Source organism: Afipia sp. P52-10, assembly GCF_000516555.1.
In the GTDB taxonomy this organism is placed as follows: Bacteria; Pseudomonadota; Alphaproteobacteria; order Rhizobiales; family Xanthobacteraceae; genus P52-10.
Map to the genome: position 1 here is coordinate 311,531 of NZ_AZSJ01000003.1, position 23,420 is coordinate 334,950.

The following is a 23,420-nucleotide window of genomic DNA, read 5'->3' on the forward strand; positions in this document are numbered from 1 at the left end:
GCGATGTCGTCACCGCTGCAACGCGCCACCAACGATACCCGGCACCTTGACGGCCTTCGTATCGTCGCGGCCGCAGCCGTCGTCATTTTGCACTACTGCGAGTATGCAAAGAGCCATCCGGCGGCGAAAGCCGTGTTCGATCACGTCCAGCACTTCAACCTGTTCGTTGATCTATTCTTCGTGATCTCAGGTTTCGTGATCGCCAAGCAGTATCTCGACAAGGTCGGCAATTCCCGCGGGATCGCGCGCTTCCTCTGGCGGCGCGTTGCGCGAATCTACCCGCTGCACCTGTTGACGCTGGCTTTCTATCTGGCGATTGCAATGGCTCTCCAACTCGGCATTGCGCACGGTGACAATCCGGCCCGCTATCCGCTGTCTGATATCCCTGCGCAACTCTTGATGTTGCACGCGGTCATCGGCGAACGGCTGACATTCAATTTTCCAAGCTGGTCGCTGTCCGCGGAAATGATTTGCTATCTGCTGTTTCCCTTGCTTGCTGCAGCAGCAGCCACACGACGCGTGCTGGCACCGCTGATTGCCGTTCTGGCGCTCTGCGCGAACAGCGCGGTGTCTCTGACGACTGACGCCGGACCGTGGACCGACTGGATCAATCACGGCGGCGCATTCCGTGCTCTGCCGAGCTTCGCGCTCGGCGTGTCGCTCTGTCTATTCCGCACGGAAATTGCCCGGCCGATGGCAGCCGCACCGTTCACGCTGCTGACGCTCGTCTTTATTGTCGCCGGCGGATTTCTGCCGTCGTCGCTTGGCCTCGTTTTCGTCTATGCCATCGCCATTCTCGGCGCTCGCGCCGACCTGACGGAGCAATCGACAGCATTTGCGCGGATGCGCTTCGAACGCTGGTCCGACCTGACCTATCCGGTCTACATGCTGCACATTCCGATCGCGACCCTCGTGCTAAGTATTCTTGGTCGCTACGTGTCCCCGTTCGTGGCGGACGCTCGGCTTGTCCTCATTCCGCTGGCGATCGTCGTCCTTATCGTACTGAGCCATCTCTCCCTGCGCTATTTCGAAACACCAATCCGCCGCGCGCTCACCGATCTCTATGATCAACGTCATGGCAGTGGCATCTCCTTGCGCGCGACCGCTCCGGGAGGCGGCCCCCGATGACCCTGTCCGTCAACAGCTCAGGTATTCCCATCGGATATTCCAGTGACGCCGCAGACAGTCGGAAGCGAGATCTCGCTATCGACAACATCCGTGGACTGGCGATCCTCATGGTGATCGGCATCCATGCCCTATCGCAGCCTCTCGACTCCGGCTGGGGCAAGGTGATCGATGCTGCGCTTCGCCCTGCTGTCCCGCTGTTTCTGTTCGTGTCGGGCTACCTCAGCGGCCGCAGCATGCGCGTGCCTGTTCTCAAGCGGATCAAGGCTGCCTTGATCCCTTACACGATCGCCTTCTGTGCAGCTTATGTGTACATGGCCGCGCACAATCCCGTCATGGATCATCGCGCATGGGTGGGGGCGACCCGCTACCTGCTCGGCTACGTTCTTGTCTATTACTATGTGCCGATCTACATCGGCTGCACGCTGCTGCTCGGCCTGGTCTTCCGCCTGCGCGATCGCGCCTCGGATGATGTCCGCGACGCCGGACTGGCCGTCGCTCTGTCGCTGATGATCCTGTTTGGGATCGTCAGCGGCGCTTATCTCGATCCGCTGCTGGCGCGGCTTGGCTTTTCGCACGACCTGATCGAGGAAGCTCGACTGCGCGATATTCCGTTCTGGTTCGCGTTCATGGCAGCCGGGACACTCGTCGCGCTCACGCGGATCGACGAGACGCTCGGCAAATTCGTGCTTCTTCTGCTGCCGTCAGCAATCATCGGCCTCGCAATCTACGCGGCGATCCGTGTCGGCAACCTCGGCGATGCCGCAGCCTACGACTCGGTAGCCTTTCTGGCCTATGCCATGGCGCTTTGCCTGCTCCTTCTCGCCACGATCAGTTCTAGCCAGTGGCTCGCCTTTATTGGTTCCGGGAGCTATTTCATCTATCTCTGGCACATCTTCATCGTCATGATGATCCGTGATCACGCCGCGCGGATCAATCCCGTGATTGACTCGGCCATCACTTACGTCGCCGCTACCGGCCTCACCCTGACCGCGCTCGTTGCGATCCGCTTTGGCCTACCGCCACGCGTGGTACGCTGGCTGGGAGCATAGGCGATGATGATCCGGCATTCACTGCTCTATCTTCCGGCGCAGATCGTCGGCCCGTTCATGCAGCTCGTGGCGATGGTGGTGTGGACCCATCTCGTCAATGAACACTCGCTCGGCATCATTACATTGGTGATCGCGATCCACGAGCTTCTGCAGATCGGCTGCCTGGCCTGGTGGTCGCAGTACGCACTGCGCTTCTACGGCAGGTTCCAAGGCGCCGAAGACAAAGATCGTTTCCATCGGACCGAAAACGTCATCCTTACGCTCTCGGTACTGGTACAAAGCGTCGTCGCAACGATCATCCTGGTCGGCGTGGTCGCTCCCGATGCCAACAAGACGCTTATTGTCGCGACGGTCGCCTATGTCATGACGCGCGCGGTATCGCTCTACATCAGCGAACGCGCGCGTATCTCGCACCAGATCGGCATCTATTCCGCGCAGCAGATCATCGGGCCTGCCGCCGGGTTCGTCATCGGCTGGGCGCTGATCAAGCTCGTCGACGCCGCCCCGGAATGGGTCCTGGCTGGGTACGCCGCCGCGCAATTGCTGGCCGTCGTCGTGGTCCTGCCCGCGCTCCAATATGGGCGCAGCTTCCGCCCTATCGATCGCGATATCTTCAAGCAAGCTTTGCAGTATGGCGTTCCGTTGCTCATCGGCGGTTCACTCGGCTGGCTCGGGCTGAACGCTCCCCGCTTCATCGTCAATGATCTGATCGGGGTCGCGGCCGCCGGCCTGTTTGCAGTCGGTTACGGCCTCGGACAACGAGCAGCTGCGGTTGCTGCGATGCTGGTCACGGCTGCCGCCTATCCTATCGCGGTGAAGAGCATGGAGGAGAAAGGCAGCACGGCCGCCATGCAGCAACTTGCCGATAACGGCGCCCTGTTGCTCGCTGTCATGATACCGACCTCAGTGGGTGTCTTCGTGCTCCGGCACGATATCGTGATGATCATGATCGCCGAATCGTTCCGCGCGACCACATTGGCCATCCTGCCGCTCTCCGTGGCCGCCGGCGGCATCCGCAGCATACGCGCACATTTCTGCGATCAAGTCTTTCTGCTTCACAGCCGAACACGGCTGTCGGCACTCATCTCAGCAACCGAAGCTGCGGCTGCGGTCATCATCGGAATCGCGGGAACCCTGCTATGGGGCATCCTGGGCGCCGCCGTCGCGAGCGTCGCAGCGACGCTCGTGGCCGCGATCCTCAGCTTCAGCATCGGCTTTGTGCGCTTTCGCTTGATCGTTCCGTTTGTGCACCTGATACGGATTTCGATCGCGGCAATGGTGATGGCGGCAGCGCTCACGGTCATTACGCCGGCGCGTGACCTCTTGTCTCTCATTCTTCACATCGCGCTGGGCGGCTGCATCTATGCCTCAGTCCTGGCTCTTTGCTACGCGCCGTGGCTGGTCCGAAAGTTCACCACGCGATCGGACCTGACGCCCGCGGAGTAACCGGACTAGACGCGCTTCGCTTGGCGGAACGCATCCGCCATCGCATACCATAACGGTTTGCGCTGCATGTTCTCGTCAAAAGGCAAGGGGCGCGGCGTGCGCTGGGAGGACGGATTTCTCTGCCGCTCGACATCGCGATAGAAGGAGTAGTTGTCGGCCAACTGCCAGGCGATCACCATCTTGACCGCTGGAACTGCCAACATTTGCGACAGAAATTTTTTGCCGGTTTCCGCCACCATCGCATCGCGCGCCTTGACATCGTCTGGGAACGTATCGTCCCGGACGTCGAACTCGGTGATATAGATGTCGACACCACGCTCGGCGAGCGCATGCACGAAATCCATGAAGCGGGCCGGGTCGTGCGGATACCGCGGCTGGAGATGGCCTTGCAGCCCCACAGCTTGCAGCCGAACCCCGGCCTGCTTGAGTTCATCGACCAGCCGCAGAAGACCCTCGCGAATAAGCCGGCCCGTATCGTCGTCGCGTTCCGTATGCGCCTCATTCAGCACAAACGTTGTGCGCTGATCGACGGAACCGGCGCGCTTGAAAGCACGCTGGACATAAGATGGGCCGAACATGTCGTACCAGGGACCGACGCGATAACCGCCCGGCGCCTTATGGCCCGGCCAGAACGGTTCGTTCACGACATCCCATGAATGGAGCTGACCGCGATAACGACCGACGACGTCATCGATATAACTATCAAAGAATTTTTCCCGTTCGGACGAACTCAGGCTCTTGATCCAAGCGGGAACCCACTCGTTCCAGATCAAGCAATGACCGCGCATCGGAATTTTGTGATCGTTGCAGAATTTCAACAACCGGTCGGCTTCTTCATAACGCTTTTCGCCGGGGGACGGAGCAACGCGGCTCATCTTCAGAGCAACGTCAGTGGTGATAATCTTTGCATGATCGACATAGAGCTGGCGATACGGTGCATCCTTTTCGATCACCGGACCGGCTGCTGCACCGAAGACGAAACCATTTTGTGCAGCGATTGCACCAAGCGAAGACATTTCAGCTTGAGCGAAGGACGGGATCGCAGCACCGACTGCGGAACCGGCCAGTGCAGCCAAAGTTCCTCTGCGAGAGATCATCGTGGTCATCGCGCAACTCCTTCGCATGTTTCTTTGGTTCGCAAACGCATCGCCATTGTTGCGTCGCATTAGTTCGTTTTCATGACCTCGCTCACTCGAGCATCGAACGTCTTCCACATCGAGGATGAAAACCGATGATGATGTTTCTTCGATTCGAATTGAACACAATCATCGGGAGAGATGCATGACGGAAGCCGAACGGACGCTCGGCTTCCGCGTCGATGGCATCACGATCAACACGCCGACGATGGACGATGCCGTGTCGTCGATCATCTCAGCCGCGGAGCAGGGCCAGAGTTTCTCCGTCTGCACGCTCAACCTCGATCACGTCGTGCAGCTGAAGGCACGGCGCGACTTCCGACAAGCCTATCAACGCGCGCGCTTTGTCACGGCCGATGGATTTCCCATTGTCGTCCTCGGCTGGCTCGCCAAGACACCACTGCAACGGACGACCGGCGCCGATCTCGTGCTTCCGATCTGCCAACAGGCAAGTCAACGCGACCTTTCCATCTTCCTGTTCGGATCGAACGATGCGACGCTGAGCAAGGCGAAGGACCATCTCACCGAGCGATTTCCGGGCCTTTCCGTCACAGGCACGTTCTCTCCGGGGCCGCAATTCGACCCCTACTCGGCCGAAGCAGACCAAGCGATCGAGCGCATTCGCAGCTCAGGCGCCCGGCTCTGCTTTGTCGCGCTCGGCGCGCCTCGCCAGGAAATATTTTCGGCCCGCTGCCTCGATCTCCTGCCCGGCGTCGGCTTTCTGTGTATCGGCGCGGCCCTCGATTTCATCGCGGGAACTCAGACCCGAGCGCCACGCTTCGCGCAGAAGTCCGGTCTCGAATGGTTCTGGCGCGCGTCTCGCAATCCTCGCCGACTCGCACCCCGCTACGCAAAGTGCATGGCGATCTTGCCTGGCCTGTTCGCCAAGTCGGTGCCGCAGATCTTCGACGCTCATATGGGGAAAGCACGATGGCGCTCGTGACCACGACAGAGACTACTCCAAGCGCATCAGGGCGCTACCAGATATGTCTCATTCACCCGTTCGACCCGCGCGGACAGAAAGTGGGCGGGCTGGAAACCTATATCCGCGATTTCATTACCTTCCATCCGGCGGATACGGATATCCTTTTCATCGGCGTCGACTCGATCGGCGATCTTGCGCTTGGCGCGTTGCACCGTCTGACGTTTCGTGGCCGCCAGTTCGATTTCCTGCCGATCCTGCGCTATTCGGATGAGGAGGCACGCGAGGCCGCGAGTTCGGTTCGCAAATCCCTCACCGGCCAGTTCTTCACAGCCCTTCTGCGCAATCTCGGAACGATCGCAGCGGAAGTCCGCCGCCGCCGGTGCTCGATCGATCTTCGCCGCGTCGAATTCTCGTGGCTTCCGGTCCTGCTCCGCCTTCCCTTCGTACAGATGCTGCACGGGGAAGGCGTCCCGAAACTACGGATGGATTCGCTGCTCCGGAAATATGCCTTCGTTCATAACGCTGGCGAACGTTTCGCAGTCGCGCGCAGCGAACGCTTCCTCTGCGTCAACCCGCACATCACAGAGCGGCTCAAAGCCACTTATCCGACCCGTCGCGACAAGATCGATACGCTCTGGACCTGGGTGAACACCGACATCTTCACGGCTCGTCCCTTCCCGGAACGAACGTCTCCCTTTCGCATCGTGTTCGGCGGTCGTCTCGACGAGTTCAAGGTTCCCTCGCTGATGTTCAAGACCATCGAGCGATTGAAGGGCCGCCTTCCTGGCCAAGTCGAATTCCATTATATCGGCACTAGCAATCCCCACCGCTTTCCCGAATTCGCTGCGATCGAGGATGTCACGGTATGCCACGGCTTCAAGGATGCCGCAGGAATGGCTGCAACCATCGGCGACGTTCATGCCGGGATCTTGACGTCTGAATTCGAAGGCATGCCCCGGTTTGTCCTTGAGACGCTCGCCACCGGGCGGCCGGTGGTGGCGATGCATCTGCCGCAACTCGAAGCCGTCATTCGCGACGGACAGAGCGGCTATCTCGTCCAACGCAGCTCCTCGACGGAGGAAGACGCGGATAATCTCGCGCGGAAATTCATCAACACCCATGATCTGATCCAGTCTGGCCGCATGGATCCGGCCGATATTGCCTTGCATATTGCCGAGTTCACTCCTCGCACGCAGCTCGCACGGGTCTTCCGGCTGCATCACGACATTCAGAACGCGAGGGGGATAGATCGCGGGCATCTTCCGCAAGAACGGCACGCATGAACATCCTGCTGCTCACAAGCGAATTCACCCCGGCAACGGGGGGGATCGGCACCTACGCCCGCGAAATCGCAACCGCCGCCAGCGAACTTGGTGCGAATGTGACAGTGCTTGCGCCGGATTATGCCCAAGCGACGCCGGACGATCAGTCATTCGCTTTCCGCACCCGCCGGTTTTCCGGCGGCCTGCATTCGATGCGCGATCTGCCGGCCAAGATCATGCTGACCCGCCAGACGATCCGCATCGACGATTTCGACATTCTTCACGCTGCGGACTGGCCATTTTTCATTCCACTCGCGCTCGCACGCGGCCAAACCAACGCGCGTACCATTCTGACGCTGCATGGGACCGAAGTGAACGAAACGCAGACCTTCCTCAAGCGCCTGGCCATCAGCGCCTGTAATGTATTCGGCGGCAACACCGAAATCGCGGCGAACAGCAATTTCACGCGCGAGCTGTTTCAGAAGCATTTTTCCGTCGAACCGCAGCGGGTGAATGCAATTCCGCTCGGCGTGTCGGAGTTCTGGTTCGGTGACCGGGCCTCACGCACCGAGACTCGACAGCGTCTGGAGATTCCGCCGGAGAACATCGTCATGACGACGGTGGCTCGGTTGACCCGGCGCAAGGGACATAGCCTGACGGCTGCCGCGCTGGCGAGTCTGGAAGGTCAGCTGCCCCACCCGGTAACTTGGCTGATCGTCGGCCCGGAGGGAGAAGCCGATTATGTGGAGGAGCTGCGGCAACAGCTCGGGCGTATGGCTTGCGACATCCGGCTGCTCGGACGACAGAGCGATGCCGATATTCGCGATCTCTACGGCGCATCCGACTTCTTCTGTCTAACCGGCATTCCCGATTCCTCCGGCCGCGTCGAGGGATTTGGCCTCGTCTATCTGGAGGCCGCGGCTGCGAATCTCCCCAGCGTCGCGACCCGCATCGGCGGCGTCCCTGATGCGGTGCTTGCCGATCGCACAGGCCTGCTGGTCGAACCTTCCGTTCAGGCTGTGGCCAATGCGATCCGGGCGATGGTCACGACGCCACAACTGCGGCAGCAGTTCGCGACAGCGGCCCTCGATCATGCACGGCGGCTGTCCTGGCGGCAATGCGCCGCCCGTACCTACACATTGCCGTTCAACTAACGGGCCGATCGCGCCATGGGCCGCCGTCAATTTCCATATGTAAAACGCGCTCAATGCCTGCTGGCCGCCAGCGTGTTCGTCGCTATAGGCTCGGCGGAGGCCGCCGCTGATAATTGCGCGCGCAGCAGGGAATATCTGCTCGGCGGGCTTGCGGGCGAACTGTCCCAAGCCCCGGACTCGTACAAGCAGCTGTTCACGATCTGCATCGCCGCCGCAGCCCTTTCCAACGTCAAGGACGCCTTCGTCCTGAGAGACGGCGGCATCGGCGCGATCGCCAAGCGCGACAGCGTCTCCGCCACAGCCGCAACCCTTTCCGAGTTCTGTCAGCGCTTTCCGCGTGCCACCTTGCGTTTCATGAACCGGGCCGAACAAGCCCGCGGAACGAGCATCGGGCAATTGGTCCAGCTCTCTTCCGGTGGCGCTACATCCTGCCGCAAGATCATGGGCCTCTCAGATCGGTGATTCCGGCGACCGATCATCGGCACTCTCCCTCCAGCATCACACAGCCAACGGCGGCGCTGGCGTCAGGTCGTCATGCCAAAATGTGATTGCTCGGCGTCTCGAACCCGGGATAACTGCGTTCCACACCAAACAAAAACGAGAGGGTCGGAAGCTATGCATCCCAAAGGCAAGGTCTGCGTCGTAACAGGTGGCGCCAGCGGCATCGGCGAAGCCGTCGCTCGAGCCTATGCAAAAGCAGGCGCGCGCGGCGTGGTCGTCGCCGACCTCAAATCCTCTGGTGACCGGCTCACCCAGGTCGCGAACGACATCGGCGGCCTGGCCGTGCCGACGGACGTCGCGAACGAGGCCGAGATCAAGGCCCTGATCGCGGCCGCCGAAGCCAAGTTCGGCCCCGTAGATGTTTTCTACTCCAATGCCGGACTTTCCCGCAAAGGACAGGAAAGCGCTTCCGACGCCGACTGGGACGTGAGCTGGCGCGTCCATGTCATGAGCCACGTCTTTGCCGCACGCGCGCTGGTGCCCGGCATGCTGGCACGGGGCTCCGGATACCTGTTGAACACGGCCTCCGCCGCGGGGCTGCTCGCCTCGCTGAACTCGATGCCGTATGGCGTGACGAAGCATGCCGCGGTCGCGCTGGCCGAACATCTGGCCATTCAATACGGCGACCGCGGTATTCGCGTGTCCGTCCTCTGCCCACAATCGGTCCAGACCGGCATGACCACGCCAGGTCCAAGCGCTGCTCGCGTCGACGGCGTCATGTTGCCGGATGAGGTCGCCAAGATCGTCCTCGAAGCGATGGAAGAGGAGCGCTTCCTGATCCTCTCCCACCCGACCGTGCACACCTACATGCAACGCAAGGCCTCAGGCATGGACCGGTGGCTTTCCGGGATGCGGCGGCTCCGCGACAAAACCTACGGAGCCCCCGCCAAGGGCTGAGTTCGACATTCCGAAATCATCTGGTCCATACGGGCGGCAATCGGAACACGAAACTACGCAGAGCCATCCACGCCGAACAAGAGACCCGGCCCGTCCTGGCCGGGTCTTACCATTTTGACTTTACGCATTACCACTTGGCATGGCGCCTTGAACTGCGTCTGGATGAAATCGCCCGGGCTCGGTGGTGCCTCGCGCCGTAACTCGCAGCCGGGCACCTCCAGATCCACCTGGTCTCCCACGATGACGTCAATCGTCAATTGGCGACACTGGCGCTGACAGCATCCGCGCGCCGGAAATGCTCAGCCAGCACATTCTCCAGCACAACCTTGACCACCGGCTTCTGCAACACCGGGTGCCCACGAAACCGCGGTTCGATCATGATGGACTCGTACCCTGTCGTGAACACGAACGGAATATTCTTTCGCTTCAGAACATCGGCGAGCTGGTAGACGAGCTCACCGGCGAGATTGACGTCGAGAACTGCGAAGTCGACGGGCTGGACGTCCACGGCGGCAAGCGCTTCCCCGAGCCGGACGTAGGGGCCGACGGTTCGATACCCGAGCGAGGTGAGCGATTCCTGCAGAGATAGCGCGACCAGCATTTCGTCTTCGACGATCATGATCGACGGTTTCGAAGACGCCGCCCGCCCACTCGGCACGTCCCTCTTCCGGCCCAACGACTTCACCGATCTGCCGGCGACAGCATCCTGCAGCGGCACCTCGAGAGAACAGCGGAGCCCTTCGCGCTGCCAATCGAACACTACGTTCCCACCCTGCTGTTGCTTGACGCCGGCAACGATCGCCGCACTTCCAAACCCTCTCCGCTTCGGTTCAGAAACCGGCGGGCCGCCGCGCTCACGCCACTCCATTCGCAACACTCGATCGTCAATACGCCAGTCGAGTTGCACATGGCCTTCCGGTGTCGACAAGGCCCCATACTTCGCCGTGTTGGTCGCCAACTCGTGCAGCACCAATGCCAGCGTCTGCGCCGTGCCTGCTTTCAGGAAGATGTCAGGCCCATCCATGCCAATTCGCGAGGGGTTTCCCTGCGTAAAGGGATCGAGTTCCTCATGGATCAGGCCCGAAAGGCTCGCCCCTTCCCATCGCGACTGCGAGAGAATCGAGTGGACTCGGGAGAGCGACTGGATCCGCCCCTCGACTGCCGAGACGAACTCCTTCATCGTCGTCGCCCGTGTGAGACGCACCAGCGCTTGCACCAAGGCCAGGGTATTCTTCGCGCGGTGATCGACTTCGCGCGCAAGCAGCTCCTGACGCTCCTCCGCCGCCTTCCGCTCCGAGATGTCGATGATCACGCCGCTGATCTGGACCGCGCCCGTGGCAGCGTTCCGTGTTGCCGCGGCACTGCCGATGCACCAGCGCGTCGCGCCGGTCGCCGTACGGATACGAAATTCGATATGATGCGCCTCGCCGCCGTTCTGCAGATCGCTCATGATGGCGTCGAGCTTCAACCAATCATCGGGAACGATCATGGCGCGGATATTCGCCGAGGTCGGCGTGAACGTCTCGGGATCGACACCGAAGATCCGGCAAAGCCCCGCATCCCAGTGATAGGCGCCCGACACGCTATCCCACTGCCATGAGCCCATTTGTGCGGCGGCCAAGGCGAGGCTGCGCCTGCGCTCGCTCTCCATCAACTGCGCGGTCGATGCCTCCAATTCCGCCGTGCGCTCCTGAACCCGCCGCTCCAACTCTGAATTCAGGTGTTCGAGCTGCCTGGTCTTCCGGTAGAGCTCGGCGAAGATCTTGACCTTCGCGCGCAGCACTTCCGGCACCACCGGCACAGGCACATAGTCTACGGCGCCCATCTCATATCCGCGCAGCCGATCGAGATCGGACAGATGGATCGCTGAAATGAAAATCATTGCAATCTTCTGATAGCGCGGATGCTCACGGATCATCGCGGCCAATTCGAAGCCATCGAGTTCCGGCATGCAGACATCGACGAGGATCACCGCAATCTCGGAGCGCAGCAGGCATTGCAACGCTTCGCGACCGGAACGCGCGGTCAACAGGTTCTCGCCCAATGGACCGAGAATCGCCTCATAGCTCAGAAGCTTTCCGGGCTGGTCGTCGACCAGAAGGATGTTGACCTTGTCAGTCGGGCCCATCGCCTGCCTCACCGGTGCAACCATAGCCGAAGAGCGGCGAGCAATTGCTCGGTATCCACGGGCTTGGCCAGATAGTCCGATGCGCCCGCATCAAGACACTTCTCTCGATCGCCCTTCATCGCCTTCGCAGTCAGCGCTACGATGGGCAAACGGCGGAAGGCGGAATTGCGCCTGATGGCAGCAATGGTCTCGTAACCATCCATCTCCGGCATCATGATATCCATCAGCACGATCGCGACGTCGTCTGTCGAGCCGAGGATATCGATCGCCTCCCGGCCGGTCGTCGCCGTCAGGACATGCATGCCACGCCGCTCGAGTACGCTGCTCAACGCGAAGATGTTGCGCGCATCGTCATCGACGAGCAGCACCGTGCGCCCGACCAAATCCTCGTCGGTACCGTTCAACCTCTCCAGCATCTGCTGCTTCTCGGCCGGCAGATCTGTCACCACGCGGTGCAGGAACAGCGAGGTCTCGTCCAGCAGACGTTCGGGCGACTCGACGCCCTTAACGACGATGCTCCGCGCCATCTTATGCAAGCTGGCGTCCTCCTGATCCGACAGTTCGCGACCGGTGAAGACCACGACCGGAATCTCCGATAGCACGGCGTCGGCCCGCATCGCCTCGAGTACGTCGAAGCCGGACATATCAGGCAGCTTGAGATCCAGCACGAGACAATCGACGGACGTTTTCCGCAGTGCCTCCAATGCTTGCGCGCCGGTTCCGGCGGTCGCAATCTCGATGTCGTCGTGTCCCAACAAGGCCGCAATACTCATTCGTTCGGACGGGTCGTCCTCAACGACGAGAAGCCGCTTTCGCTTCTGCCCCGCGTACGATTTGATCCTGACGATCGCATTCTCCACTCCATCGCTCGTGGCCGGCTTGGTCAGGAACGCGAAGGCCCCGCGTGACAATGCGTGTTGCCTGTCTTCATCCAGCGTCACCACTTGCACAGGAATATGTCGCGTTAATGGATTCTGCTTCAGCTGACTGAGAACGGTCCAGCCGAGCATATCCGGCAGGAAGATGTCCAGCGAGATCGCGGTCGGCTGGAACTGTTTGGCCAGTTCCAGTGCATCGACGCCTCTCGCGGCGGCGAGAACCTTGAAGCCTTTCTCGTGGGCGAGATCGGCGATGATCTTCGCATAATGCAGATCGTCCTCAATGATAAGGAAAATCGAATCGCCCGCTTCGATTTCGCTCCGATCGTCGACCAAGCGCTCGACGGGTCGATTTTGCGTTTCGCCACTCGGCTTCGTCTGCATCACGGCCGGTGGCCGCTGATCGGCCGGGTAAGATGTCGATGCTCCGGCATATCGCGTTGGGAGATAGAGCGTGAAGCAGCTTCCCCGCCCCGGCATACTGCGAAGTTGTATCTCTCCGCCCAACAACGCGGCAAGCTCGCGGCTGATTGCCAGCCCCAGTCCGGTGCCGCCATACTTGCGGCTCGTGCTCGCGTCCGCCTGCTGAAACGCCTCGAAGATGATCCTTTGCTTGTCGAGCGGGATGCCAATGCCGGTATCCTCGACCTCGAACGCGAGCACCTCCGGAGCCTCCCCCAACACCGGATGATGCGGGCTCCATCCACCGGAAACCGGCGAGACCTTCAACCGCACACCGCCTTGCGCCGTGAACTTGCAAGCATTCGACAGCAGGTTCTTGAGAACTTGCTGCAATCGTTTGGAGTCCGTCGTGATGGTGCGAGCGAGCGCGGGGCTGAGCTCGACATCGAACGAAAGTTTGCGGCTTTCCGCCTCATGCTTGAACGGCCGCGCGATCGCATCAAGCAACGCTTTCAGGACGATTTCCTCGGCTTCGACGGTTACCGTACCGGATTCGATCTTGGACAGGTCGAGAATATCGCTGATCAAGTTCAGAAGATCCGTGCCCGCGCCATGGATCGTCCGCGCGAATTCGACCTGTCTCGGGCTCAAGTTGCCTTCCGGGTTCTCCGTCAACTGCTGCCCGAGGATCAGAATGCTGTTGAGCGGCGTCCGCAGCTCGTGCGACATGTTCGCAAGGAATTCGGATTTGTATTTCGACGTCAGCGCGAGCTCGCTCGCCTTCTCTTCAAGCGCCCGGCGCGCCTGCTCGATTTCCTGATTCTTCCGCTCCACATCGACGTTGCGCTCGGCAAGCTGCTGCGCCTTCTGTTCGAGCTGGTCGTTGGTATCCTGCAGCTCTCGTTTCTGCGATTGCAATTCACCGGCAAGCGTCTGCGATTGCTTCAGCAGCGCCTCTGTCTGCATGGTGACTTCGATCGAGTTGAGAACGATCCCGATGCTTTCGGTAAGTTGCTCAAGGAAGGTGATCTGCGATGCGGTGAAGGCTTTGACCGATGCGAGCTCGATCACGGCTTTGACCTGATTTTCGAAAACGATCGGCAGAACCACCACGTTCTGGGGAACGACCTTGAAGAGGGACGACCCTATCGGAACCGCATGCGCCGGCAACTGCTCGATCAAAACGCGCCGCTTCTCCAGAGCGCACTGCCCGACCAGACCTTCGCCGAGCCGGATCACATCGGGATGTCCAAAACTGCCGTCGCCTGCGTAGGAGGATAGAAGCCTGAGCGTCTGCGCGTTATCACCGGTCATCTGGTAGATGACGCCGAGCTGCGCCTCTACCAGCTTGGTCATCTCCGACAGCAGAAGCCGTCCGACGGTAGCGAGATCGCGCTGACCCTGCAGCATGTTGGTGAAGCGCGCGAGGTTGGTCTTCAGCCAATCCTGCTCGGTGTTGCGGTCCGTCGTCAATCGGAGATTGTCGATCATCGTATTGATGTTGTCTTTGAGCTCGGCCACCTCGCCGCGCGCATTGACTTGAATCGATCGCGTGAGGTCACCCTTCGTCACGGCGGTTGCGACCTCCGCGATGGCGCGCACCTGCGTCGTCAGGTTCGCCGCAAGCAAATTGACGTTTCCGATCAGGTCTTTCCATGTGCCGGCAGCGCCAGGAACCATCGCCTGTCCGCCGAGACGGCCTTCGACGCCGACTTCGCGCGCAACCGTCGTCACCTGATCAGCGAACAGCGCGAGCGTGCCGATCATATCGTTGATGGTGTCGGCCAGCGCGCCGACCTCCCCCTTCGACTTGACGGTCAGGTTCTGCTTCAGATCGCCGTTTGCAACCGCGGTCACCACCTTGACGATGCCGCGAACCTGCTCGGTGAGGTTCGCAGCCATGACGTTCACAGTGTCGGTGAGATCCTTCCATGTTCCGGCAACGCCCGAGACCTGGGCCTGACCGCCCAGTTTTCCCTCTGTGCCGACTTCACGGGCAACACGCGTCACTTCGGAAGCGAATGCGTTGAGCTGATCCACCATCGTATTGATGGTGTTCTTCAGTTCGAGGATTTCGCCCTTCACGTCGACGGTGATCTTACGGGACAGGTCGCCGCGGGCGACAGCCGTCGTCACTTCGGCGATGTTACGGACCTGCGTCGTCAGATTGCCCGCAAGCTGATTGACGTTGTCGGTCAAATCCTTCCACGTACCGGCCACACCCGGCACCACCGCCTGGCCGCCGAGCCGCCCGTCGGTTCCAACCTCGCGCGCAACGCGCGTCACCTCACCAGCGAAGGAGCGCAACTGCTCCACCATCGTATTGAGGGTTTCCTTCAGCAGCAGAATCTCGCCGCGGACGTCCACCGTGATCTTCTTCGACAGATCGCCGTTGGCGATCGCCGTCGCGACCTCGGCGATGTTTCGCACTTGCGCGGTGAGGTTGGACGCCATGAAGTTGACGTTGACGGTCAGATCCTTCCAGGTGCCGGCGACGCCAGGCACCTCCGCCTGTCCGCCCAACTTGCCTTCGGTACCGACCTCACGGGCAACGCGTGTCACCTCGCCGGCAAATGCGTTGAGCTGATCCACCATCGTATTGATGGTGTTCTTTAGTTCGAGGATTTCGCCCTTCACGTCGACGGTGATCTTTCTGGACAGATCTCCCTGCGCGACCGCCGTCGTCACCTCGGCGATGTTACGCACCTGCCCGGTCAGGTTCGATGCCATCGAGTTGACGTTATCGGTCAGATCCTTCCATGTTCCCGCGACGCCGGGCACGTTGGCCTGACCGCCCAGTCTCCCTTCGGTACCCACCTCGCGCGCAACGCGCGTCACTTCGCCGGCGAATCGATTGAGCTGATCCACCATCGTATTGACGGTGTCCTTGAGCTCGAGCATCTCGCCGCGAACATCCACCGTGATCTTCCGCGACAGGTCACCGCCGGCAATCGCCGTCGCGACGCCCGCGATGTTTCGCACCTGCGCCGTGAGGTTGCTCGCCATCGAGTTGACGCTGTCGGTCAAATCCTTCCATGTACCGGCAACGCCGAGAACGTTCGCTTGACCGCCGAGCCGCCCTTCCGTTCCCACCTCGCGGGCGACGCGCGTCACCTCGCCCGCGAATGCATTGAGCTGATCGACCATCGTGTTGATGGTTTCCTTGAGCTGAAGAATTTCGCCGCTGACATTGACCGTAATCTTCTTCGACAGATCGCCATTGGCGATCGCAGTCGCGACTTCGGCGATGTTTCGCACCTGGGCCGTGAGATTGCCGGCCATGAAGTTGACGTTGTCGGTCAGATCCTTCCATGTTCCAGCCACGCCCGGCACTTGCGCCTGGCCGCCGAGCTTGCCTTCGGTTCCCACCTCGCGCGCGACGCGCGTCACTTCGCCGGCAAACGCATTGAGCTGGTCGACCATCGTATTGATGGTGTCCTTGAGCTCATAAATTTCGCCGCGGACATCGACGGTGATCTTGCGCGACAGGTCACCGCGCGCGACCGCTGTCGTCACCTGCGCGATGTTACGCACCTGGGCCGTCAGGTTTCCGCACATGGCGTTGACGCTGTCAGTTAGATCCTTCCAGGTCCCGGCGACGCCTGGAACGATCGCCTGGCCACCGAGCTTGCCATCGGTTCCGACTTCCCGTGCGACACGCGTCACCTCCGATGCGAACGATCGAAGCTGATCGACCATCGTGTTGATGGCTTCCTTGAGCTGGAGGATCTCGCCGCGCACGTCCACCGTGATCTTCTTGGACAGGTCTCCGTTCGCGACCGCTATGGTCACTTCGGCGATGTTGCGAACCTGTCCGGTCAGATTGTTCGCCATCGAGTTGACGCTGTCGGTCAGATCGCGCCAGACGCCCGTCACTTCCGAGACTTGCGCCTGGCCGCCAAGCTTTCCTTCCGTTCCGACTTCGCGCGCAACACGTGTCACTTCCGACGTGAACACGTTCAATTGCTTGATCATGGTGTTGACGATGGTCGCCGAACGCAGGAACTCGCCCTTCAGTGGGCGGCCATCGACATCGAGCGGAACCGATTGCAACAGATCACCGCGCGCCACCGCTGCAATTGCGCGCGTAACCTCGGTGGTCGGCCACAGCAAATCATCCATCAGTCCGTTGACGGAGGTCTCCATGTCGCCCCAGGCACCACCCGATAGCCCGAGCTTGAGCCTTTGCTTGGTCTTGCCTTCGCGGCCGACAGATTGCCCCACCCGATCGAGCTGATTGGCCATCTGCTGGTTCGCGGCGATGATCTCGTTGAAGACATCGGCAATCTTGCCTTCGAGCCCGACGCCCCCGCCGCTCATGCGGGCAGAGAAGTCCCCGCTCTTCATCGCCTGCAGCGCGTTCAGAAGTTCAGGCAGGAATGAACTATCAACCTTCTCGGTCAAGCCGCCTTCAGCCGAACGTTCGGAGACAGCACTGCTCGGCATCGTTGCACCTTCCGAAGTTTATACGTCGCCCGCCGCATGCATACGGACAGCCGCGCTTGATCCGACGCGGATTCTTGCAGGAGTTTGCGGTTGGTTCCCTGCCGGAATAGGGCTAAAACATGGCTTGAACGTTTGGGCGCGCGAATGGTTCCATCGTCGCGACAATTTCCACAGCGAAGCGCTCAGAAGATGAAGCGATCGGAAAATACGGGCAAAATTCGTCCGCTCTCGGACGAAACCCTTCGTGCATTCCTGCCAATTAGAGGCGGGCCGTAACCGGCGATGCGCAGCTCATCGCGCGCCAGCCTGCTGCACAGGAACAGACGCTTGGCTGCGGATGTTCTTGATCGTATCCGCACCAACTGCCGAAGCGGCATTTCCCCAGCTATTGCGAATGTAGGTGACGACGGCAGCAGCCTGATCATCGGTCAGACGAAAGCCGAAGGATGGCATCGCCGGTGCGGTCGGATTCTCGTCGGTCGCCGCCCCTTGCGTTCCGGCAAGGATGATACGCACCAGCGTCGTCGGATCGTCCTGGTTCACCACCGCATTGCCTGCAAGCTTGGGAAACATATGACCGATGCCATCACCGGATCGGGTGTGACATGCAGCGCAGGTGTCGATGAAAATGGCCTCGCCGACCTGCATTCGCGGATCGGACGCCGCCACCGGCGCGGGCGCCGCCGCACCAGCCTCGCCACGCTCCTTCAAATAGACGGCCATCGCCTTGAGATCAGCGTCGGACATCTTCGAGGTCGAATTCTCCACGACCTCCTTCATCGGTCCGCTGGCATAGCTTGTGCGGGTCTGGCCGGTCTTGAGATACTGCACGATGTCTTCGACGGACCAGTTGCCAAGACCCAGCCGGGCATCGTTGGTTATATTCGGGGCCGTCCAACCGGTGATCTGATTGCCTTGGAGATATTGGCTAGCCTTGTTCGCGCCAAAGGCATTCATGGGCGTATGGCAGGCGCCGCAATGCCCGAGACCTTCGACCAGATAGGCGCCCCAATTGAATTCATCCGTGCGCTTTGGGTCCGGCACGAAACGTCCCGGTGTGAAGAACAACGCGTTCCATCCGATCATCGCCATGCGAATGTTGAACGGAAACGGCAATGTCCTGCGGTTCACGCTGTTGGAGACGGGTGAGAGCGTCTTCAGGTAAGCGTAGATCGCATCGACATCCTCGCGGGAGACTTTCGTGTAATAGGGATATGGAAATGCTGGATAGAGGTATGAACCATCCGGCCGCCGTCCCGCATGCATCGCCCGCGCAAAGTCATCGCTGGTCCAGTTGCCGATGCCGGTCGCCTCATCAGGGGTGATGTTCGGCGTCATGATCGGGCCGAAGGGGGTCTGCAGCGCAAGCCCTCCGGCAAACGGTTGGCCACCGGGAGCGGTGTGACAGGCCACGCAATCTCCCGCCGTCGTCAAGGCCCGGCCTCGCGTTACGTCCACGTAGTTGTCGGAATCCGCGAACGCCTGAGGAGACATGAGAGAGCACGCGAGGATCAGGGCCCACCGCAGCCAGGCCCTCGAGCTCACCCGTTTCGAACGGAGCTGACCGATCCGCATCATAGCTGCACCAGAGGACCAGGAGACTGCAGATACTTCCGAATTCCATCGATCGCCCAGTAGGTCAGCGCGCCGACGGTTCCGGTCGGATTGTAGCCGGCGTTCTGCGGAAACGCCGATGCGCCCATCACGAACACATTCGGGACATCCCATGACTGAAGATAGCGATTGAGAACACTTGTCTTGGGATCGTTTCCGAACACCGCGCCCCCGGTGTTGTGGGTCGTCTGATACGGCACGACCGACCATGGACCGGTGAGGCGGTTCACCTGGGTCTGCTTCGCGCCCATGGCCTTGGCGATCTCATCGCACCGCTCGGCCATCCAATTGGCCATCTTCCGCTCGTTGTCCTGATAGTCGAACGTCATTCGCATCAACGGCCTGCCCAGCGGATCCTTGTAGGTCGGATCGAGATCGAGATAATTGCCGCGATAGCTCATCACGCTGCCTTGGGCACCGACACTGGCGACACGCTGATAGGTATCACGCACCGCCTTCTTCCAGGCGCTTCCCCATGTCGGCGTGCCGCGCGGCGTCGGCCGATAGAGAATAGGCCGGCCGTTGGTATAAGCGCAGGTGATCGATGCGCCGCCGACAAAGCCGTGCGGAGCATGATCGAAGTTGTCGCTGTTGTAATCGTCGGCCGCAGCTCCGAGTGAACCGGCGGCCGCGAACGGATTGAACTTCGCATCCTCGAAGAAGGCTGTCGCCCCCGAGCCCGTCTGATACGCATAGTTGCGCCCAACCACGCCCTCATTGCGCTGCGGGTCGTAAGGCTTGCCGATGCCCGAAAGCAGCAACAATCGCACGTTGAAGAGGCTGTAGGCACAGACCAGCACGAGGTCTGCCGGCTGTTCCCACTCCTCCCCGCTGAGATCGACATAGGTGACGCCGGTCGCAGTCTTGCCGTCTTTGGACAGGTTGACCTTCGTCACCTCGCAATCGGTTCGCGCCTCGAACGTCGGTTCACGCACCAGTGCGGGAAGAACGCAGGTTTGCGGGCTTGCCTTCGAGTAGTTTGAGCAACCAAAGCGTTCGCAGAAGCCGCAATAGGTGCAGGGTGCCATCCGGCAGCCGTAGGTGTTGGTATAGGCGACGGAAATGTTAGCGGAGGGGCGCGGGAATGGATGCAAGCCCAGGTTCGACGCCGCCTTGGTAAACAGGTCTTGGGCATAGCCCTGCTTCATCGGTGGCGTCGGATAGTCGCGTGCGCGCGCTCCTTCGAAGGGGTTGCCGCCGGGCTGAATCTGCCCCTTGATGTTGCCGGCCTTGCCGGAGATGCCGGCGAGATACTCGAACTTGTCGTAGTACGGCTCGAGCTCGTCGTAGCTGACGGGCCAGTCCTGGATATGATTGTCGGCCGGCAGGATGCTTTCGCCATACCGTTCAGTCATATGGCTGCGAATGCGGAAATCGTCCGGCAGAAAGCGCCACGTCTGGCCATTCCAATGCACGCCTGCGCCGCCAACCCCGTTGCCGGGCAGAAAACTTCCCCACTTGCGGATCGGCAGCGCCGTCTGCGAGACGTTGTTGCGCATGGTCAGCGTTTCCTGCTTCGGCCGCAGGAAAATATCGTGACGCACCGCGTAGCGCAGTTCGTCCGGAGCTGTGCCGATATTGAAATCGGTCGCCGTGTCGCGCCACGGGCCGCGTTCGATCGCAACGACCTCAAGCCCTTGGTGAGCCAGTTCATAGGAAACGATCGATCCGGTCCAACCGAGACCGATGACGACGACATCCTTGCGTGGACGACGGCGAGCCATCAGCGCTCTCCCCATGCAGCACGCCCGCGCAAAGCCACCGGCGGAAGCGTGTATTCCTGGTTCGGCTTGTCCATCACGTCGCGGAAGTCGTAACGGACTCCTGGAAACCCAACGAGCTTCCAGCCCACCATGTTGCGGTTGCCGCCGTAGATGGGATCGGAGAAGAAGCCCTCCATGGTGTTGCCGAGGATGGCGGAGAATAAGGCCTTGGCGTCGAAGCCCGGAAACTTCACTTCGCCGCGCTCCATTTGCGTCAGCAGCTTATCCCGCTCCTCTGGCGAAAGATCGGCAAATCCACGACCTGCGAACGTCGCCGTGCAGTAAGACGCGAGAGCCGCAAGGCCCAGGCGGTACTGCTCGCGCGGTGTCAGCGGCGACTGCAGTCCTTGGGATGGCAAGGGCGTCGATGAAAACGGGCCCTGCATGTAGAGCCAGTCATGCCCGCCATAGGGACCGGTCAGTTGCCGATCGATGAAGATCGTTACGCCTGCTTCCTTGGCACTGGGGCCGAGCTCGTCGGCCGGAATCAGGCGCTCGACGATGGCGTCCACCATGGCCGCCTCGGTGGGAGAGAAGAACAGGTAGCCATCGCCCGTCACCGGCGCGACTGGATAGGCCTCGTTCGGCTGCCATGGCAACACCTTGGTCACAACGCGCGCCCCGGCATTTGCGGTCGTCATCAAGACCGCGGCGCTCGCCAACAGACTACGACGTGTTATGCCCTTGGATTGTTTGGTTTTCTTGGCGGAGAGACAGGAATTTTTGGTCCACGCGGAATCGTCAGTACGAGACATCGTCCCTCCTCGATCCGAATGATGGCGGTTCGCCGCCTGTGCCTTAGTGGCCCTGCCATCATCTTCGCTCTGTCAGAGACGCGCGTCCAGCATGGTTTGTTCCATCATCCGGACGCCAGCGCGATGGAGAATTGACGGCGATGCATGGATCGGGACGGCGATCCATGCATCAAACCGGCTATCATTGAACGTCAACGATCAGCTTCGGCGGTAGAAGCATGCTGCCTCCACCCGTCCACTTCGCATGAGACGGACGATGGCTTCCGTCGGAGGTTCACGTCCGGCACGAAGCGCGAACATGCGTCATTTCTCGACGGTGACGTGCGTCAGATCCTGAAACCAGCTCTGCGCCGGGACGAATCCCTTAACCTTCTTCGACATCGCGCGCGGATTGAGATCGTGGACGATGTAAAGCCAGGCCGCATCATCGACGAGTTCGGCATGGGCTTCGCCAATCAGCTTGTCCCTCTCAGCCGGGTCAAACGTCTGGAAGGCCTGGTCGAGCGCCTGGTCCACCTTCGGATTGCTATAGTTGCCCCAATTCGACCCGTTTGGCGGCATCGCGCTTGAGTGAAAGAACCGATACACCAGCGTCGGATCACCGAACGGCAGACTGATATTGATGGCATGATCGCCGCGCGAGAGCGCCGACGTCGGCGGATTGCGAAACGCAACCAGCATCGAGCCCCAATCCACCACGTCGAACTCGATGTCGAAGCCGACCTCTTTGAGATTCTGCTGCAGGAACTCGTTCATCGGAATCGGCATCATCTGACCGGAGCCCGATGTGGAGATCATCACCTTTGCTTTCACCGGCTTCCCGGGTCCAAAGCCCGCTTCCTTGAGCAGAGCTTTCGCCTTGGCGGGATCATAGGTGTAGCGGAGTTCGGACTTGCCGAACGCCGGATGCGCAGGATCGTAAAATCCCGTCGCGGGCCTCGCCGTTCCGTTCAACAGTTGCACCAACCCCTCGCGATCGATCGCGTAATTGATCGCCATCCGCACACGTTTGTCCTTGAAAGGTGAGTCACCCGTGGCGCTCAACACCCACGGCCAGAGATGCGGATAGGGCTTCAGGCTGATCTGAAAGCCGGCGGATTTCAGCGATGGGATCGCGTCCGGCGGCGGCACCTCGATCCAATCGACCTGGCCCGAACGCAGCGCGGCCAACCTGGTCGTTGCCTCGGGCATCGGCAGCAGAACCAGCTTCTCCACCCGCGGCACGCGCTCTTTGTCCCAATAGCCCTCATTACGGGCGAGTTCGATCGAGACGCTCGGCGTTACCTTCGTCACCCGGAAGGGGCCTGTCCCCGCCGGCTGTTTACCGAAGGCGGCCCAGTTGCTGCCGGCCTTGGCAAACTGTGTCGGAGAAACAAACAAGATGCGGGTTATCAGGTATGGAAACGGGCTGAACGGCATCTTGGTTGTAATCACGATACGATCGTCATCGATCTTCTCGTACTTGTCGAGCATCGGCAGTGAGACTTTGACGATCGCGGCCTGCGCGCCGTCGTAATGCGGTGCCTTTTCGTTAAAGATCCGATCAAAGTTCCAGATTGCGGCATCGGCGTTGAAATCAGTGCCGTCATGGAACTTGACGCCCTTGCGCAAAGTGAACACCCAGCGACGCGGATCATCCTTATTGGCTTCCCACGCGGTGGCCAGCCCCGGCGTTAAATCCGCCAATTCCTCCGGCTTGCTGAAATCCCAATTCACCAGCGCGTCGTAAATCGGATAACCCGCGAAGCGATAGCCCTCGCTGCCGTTGTCGGGAATGCCGCCCACGGTCGGCACATCGGACGCGGTCATCGCGATCCGCAACGTCTGCGCCTGCGCTATCGCTGTCGCAAAGCTTACAAGGATGACGGCACCCGCGAGCGCGCCGACGACTCTGGACCTGGACATGTTTTCGTTATCCTTCGTGTTGTTGGCCCGT

General features: G+C 60.7%; 16 protein-coding genes. 8 read left to right on the forward strand and 8 right to left on the reverse strand.

The features are described 5' to 3' along the window. The first annotated feature begins 3 nt into the window (after positions 1-3). From X566_RS02875 to X566_RS02885, 3 genes are read left to right on the forward strand one after another with little or no spacing between them, the layout of a single operon-like run. Positions 4-1,128 carry an acyltransferase gene (locus X566_RS02875; protein ID WP_034463282.1) on the forward strand — a complete coding sequence of 375 codons (1,125 nt, stop codon included), beginning with the start codon at positions 4-6 and terminating at the stop codon, positions 1,126-1,128. Continuing rightward, on the forward strand, positions 1,125-2,177 hold the full coding sequence (locus tag X566_RS02880; protein ID WP_034463284.1) for an acyltransferase: 1,053 nt from the start codon (positions 1,125-1,127) through the stop codon (positions 2,175-2,177). Before X566_RS02875 ends, X566_RS02880 begins: the two co-directional genes overlap by 4 nt. Positions 2,178-2,183: 6 nt before the next feature. Continuing rightward, complete coding sequence (locus tag X566_RS02885; protein WP_343213079.1) at positions 2,184-3,623, forward strand: lipopolysaccharide biosynthesis protein; 1,440 nt, start codon at positions 2,184-2,186, stop codon at positions 3,621-3,623. A gap of 5 nt (positions 3,624-3,628) precedes the next feature. On the opposite strand, the gene X566_RS02890 is transcribed toward X566_RS02885, so the two are convergent. Further along, positions 3,629-4,729, reverse strand: coding sequence for an endo-1,4-beta-xylanase (locus X566_RS02890; protein WP_244434659.1), 1,101 nt, complete (start codon positions 4,727-4,729; stop codon positions 3,629-3,631). Between the two features lie 175 nt (positions 4,730-4,904). Between X566_RS02890 and X566_RS02895 the strand changes: the two genes are divergently transcribed. Beyond that, positions 4,905-5,702: a WecB/TagA/CpsF family glycosyltransferase gene (locus X566_RS02895; RefSeq protein WP_034463285.1), complete on the forward strand. Its 798-nt coding sequence runs from the start codon at positions 4,905-4,907 to the stop codon at positions 5,700-5,702. Positions 5,703-5,728: 26 nt separating this feature from the next. On the opposite strand, the gene X566_RS25265 is transcribed toward X566_RS02895, so the two are convergent. After that, entirely contained in the window at positions 5,729-6,142 is a 414-nt protein-coding gene (locus X566_RS25265) for a hypothetical protein (RefSeq protein WP_244434660.1), read from the reverse strand. Between the two features lie 24 nt (positions 6,143-6,166). Here X566_RS25265 and X566_RS25270 point away from each other — a divergent pair, with 24 nt between their 5' ends. The 4 genes from X566_RS25270 to X566_RS02915 all read left to right on the forward strand — a co-directional run bounded on the left by X566_RS25270 (position 6,167) and on the right by X566_RS02915 (position 9,498). Beyond that, positions 6,167-6,967 (forward strand): glycosyltransferase, encoded by an 801-nt coding sequence (locus X566_RS25270; RefSeq protein WP_244434661.1) that lies wholly within the window; start codon positions 6,167-6,169, stop codon positions 6,965-6,967. Then, the gene (locus X566_RS02905) at positions 6,964-8,100 is read left to right on the forward strand and encodes a glycosyltransferase family 4 protein (RefSeq protein WP_051443832.1); all 1,137 of its coding nucleotides are present in this window, start codon (positions 6,964-6,966) and stop codon (positions 8,098-8,100) included. Before X566_RS25270 ends, X566_RS02905 begins: the two co-directional genes overlap by 4 nt. A 15-nt stretch (positions 8,101-8,115) precedes the next feature. Further along, positions 8,116-8,562 (forward strand): hypothetical protein, encoded by a 447-nt coding sequence (locus X566_RS02910; RefSeq protein WP_244434662.1) that lies wholly within the window; start codon positions 8,116-8,118, stop codon positions 8,560-8,562. Between the two features lie 153 nt (positions 8,563-8,715). Further along, the gene (locus X566_RS02915; protein ID WP_034463287.1) at positions 8,716-9,498 is read left to right on the forward strand and encodes an SDR family oxidoreductase; all 783 of its coding nucleotides are present in this window, start codon (positions 8,716-8,718) and stop codon (positions 9,496-9,498) included. 253 nt (positions 9,499-9,751) lie between these two features. Here the strand turns inward: X566_RS02915 and X566_RS02925 are convergent, their stop codons facing one another. From X566_RS02925 to X566_RS02950, 6 genes are all read right to left on the reverse strand, one after another. Then, the gene (locus tag X566_RS02925) at positions 9,752-11,626 is read right to left on the reverse strand and encodes an HWE histidine kinase domain-containing protein (RefSeq protein ID WP_152539779.1); all 1,875 of its coding nucleotides are present in this window, start codon (positions 11,624-11,626) and stop codon (positions 9,752-9,754) included. Positions 11,627-11,634: 8 nt separating this feature from the next. Continuing rightward, entirely contained in the window at positions 11,635-17,253 is a 5,619-nt protein-coding gene (locus X566_RS02930) for a HAMP domain-containing protein (protein ID WP_081740205.1), read from the reverse strand. A 390-nt stretch (positions 17,254-17,643) separates the two neighbouring features. After that, positions 17,644-18,930, reverse strand: coding sequence for a cytochrome c (locus tag X566_RS02935; RefSeq protein WP_034463293.1), 1,287 nt, complete (start codon positions 18,928-18,930; stop codon positions 17,644-17,646). Next, the gene (locus X566_RS02940) at positions 18,927-20,690 is read right to left on the reverse strand and encodes a GMC family oxidoreductase (RefSeq protein ID WP_034463294.1); all 1,764 of its coding nucleotides are present in this window, start codon (positions 20,688-20,690) and stop codon (positions 18,927-18,929) included. The genes X566_RS02935 and X566_RS02940 overlap by 4 nt, the downstream gene beginning before the upstream one ends. Beyond that, complete coding sequence (locus tag X566_RS02945) at positions 20,690-21,370, reverse strand: gluconate 2-dehydrogenase subunit 3 family protein (RefSeq protein WP_244434664.1); 681 nt, start codon at positions 21,368-21,370, stop codon at positions 20,690-20,692. The genes X566_RS02940 and X566_RS02945 overlap by 1 nt, the downstream gene beginning before the upstream one ends. Before the next feature lie 417 nt (positions 21,371-21,787). Further along, the gene (locus X566_RS02950; protein WP_034463295.1) at positions 21,788-23,389 is read right to left on the reverse strand and encodes an ABC transporter substrate-binding protein; all 1,602 of its coding nucleotides are present in this window, start codon (positions 23,387-23,389) and stop codon (positions 21,788-21,790) included. Between the last annotated feature and the right edge of the window lie 31 nt (positions 23,390-23,420).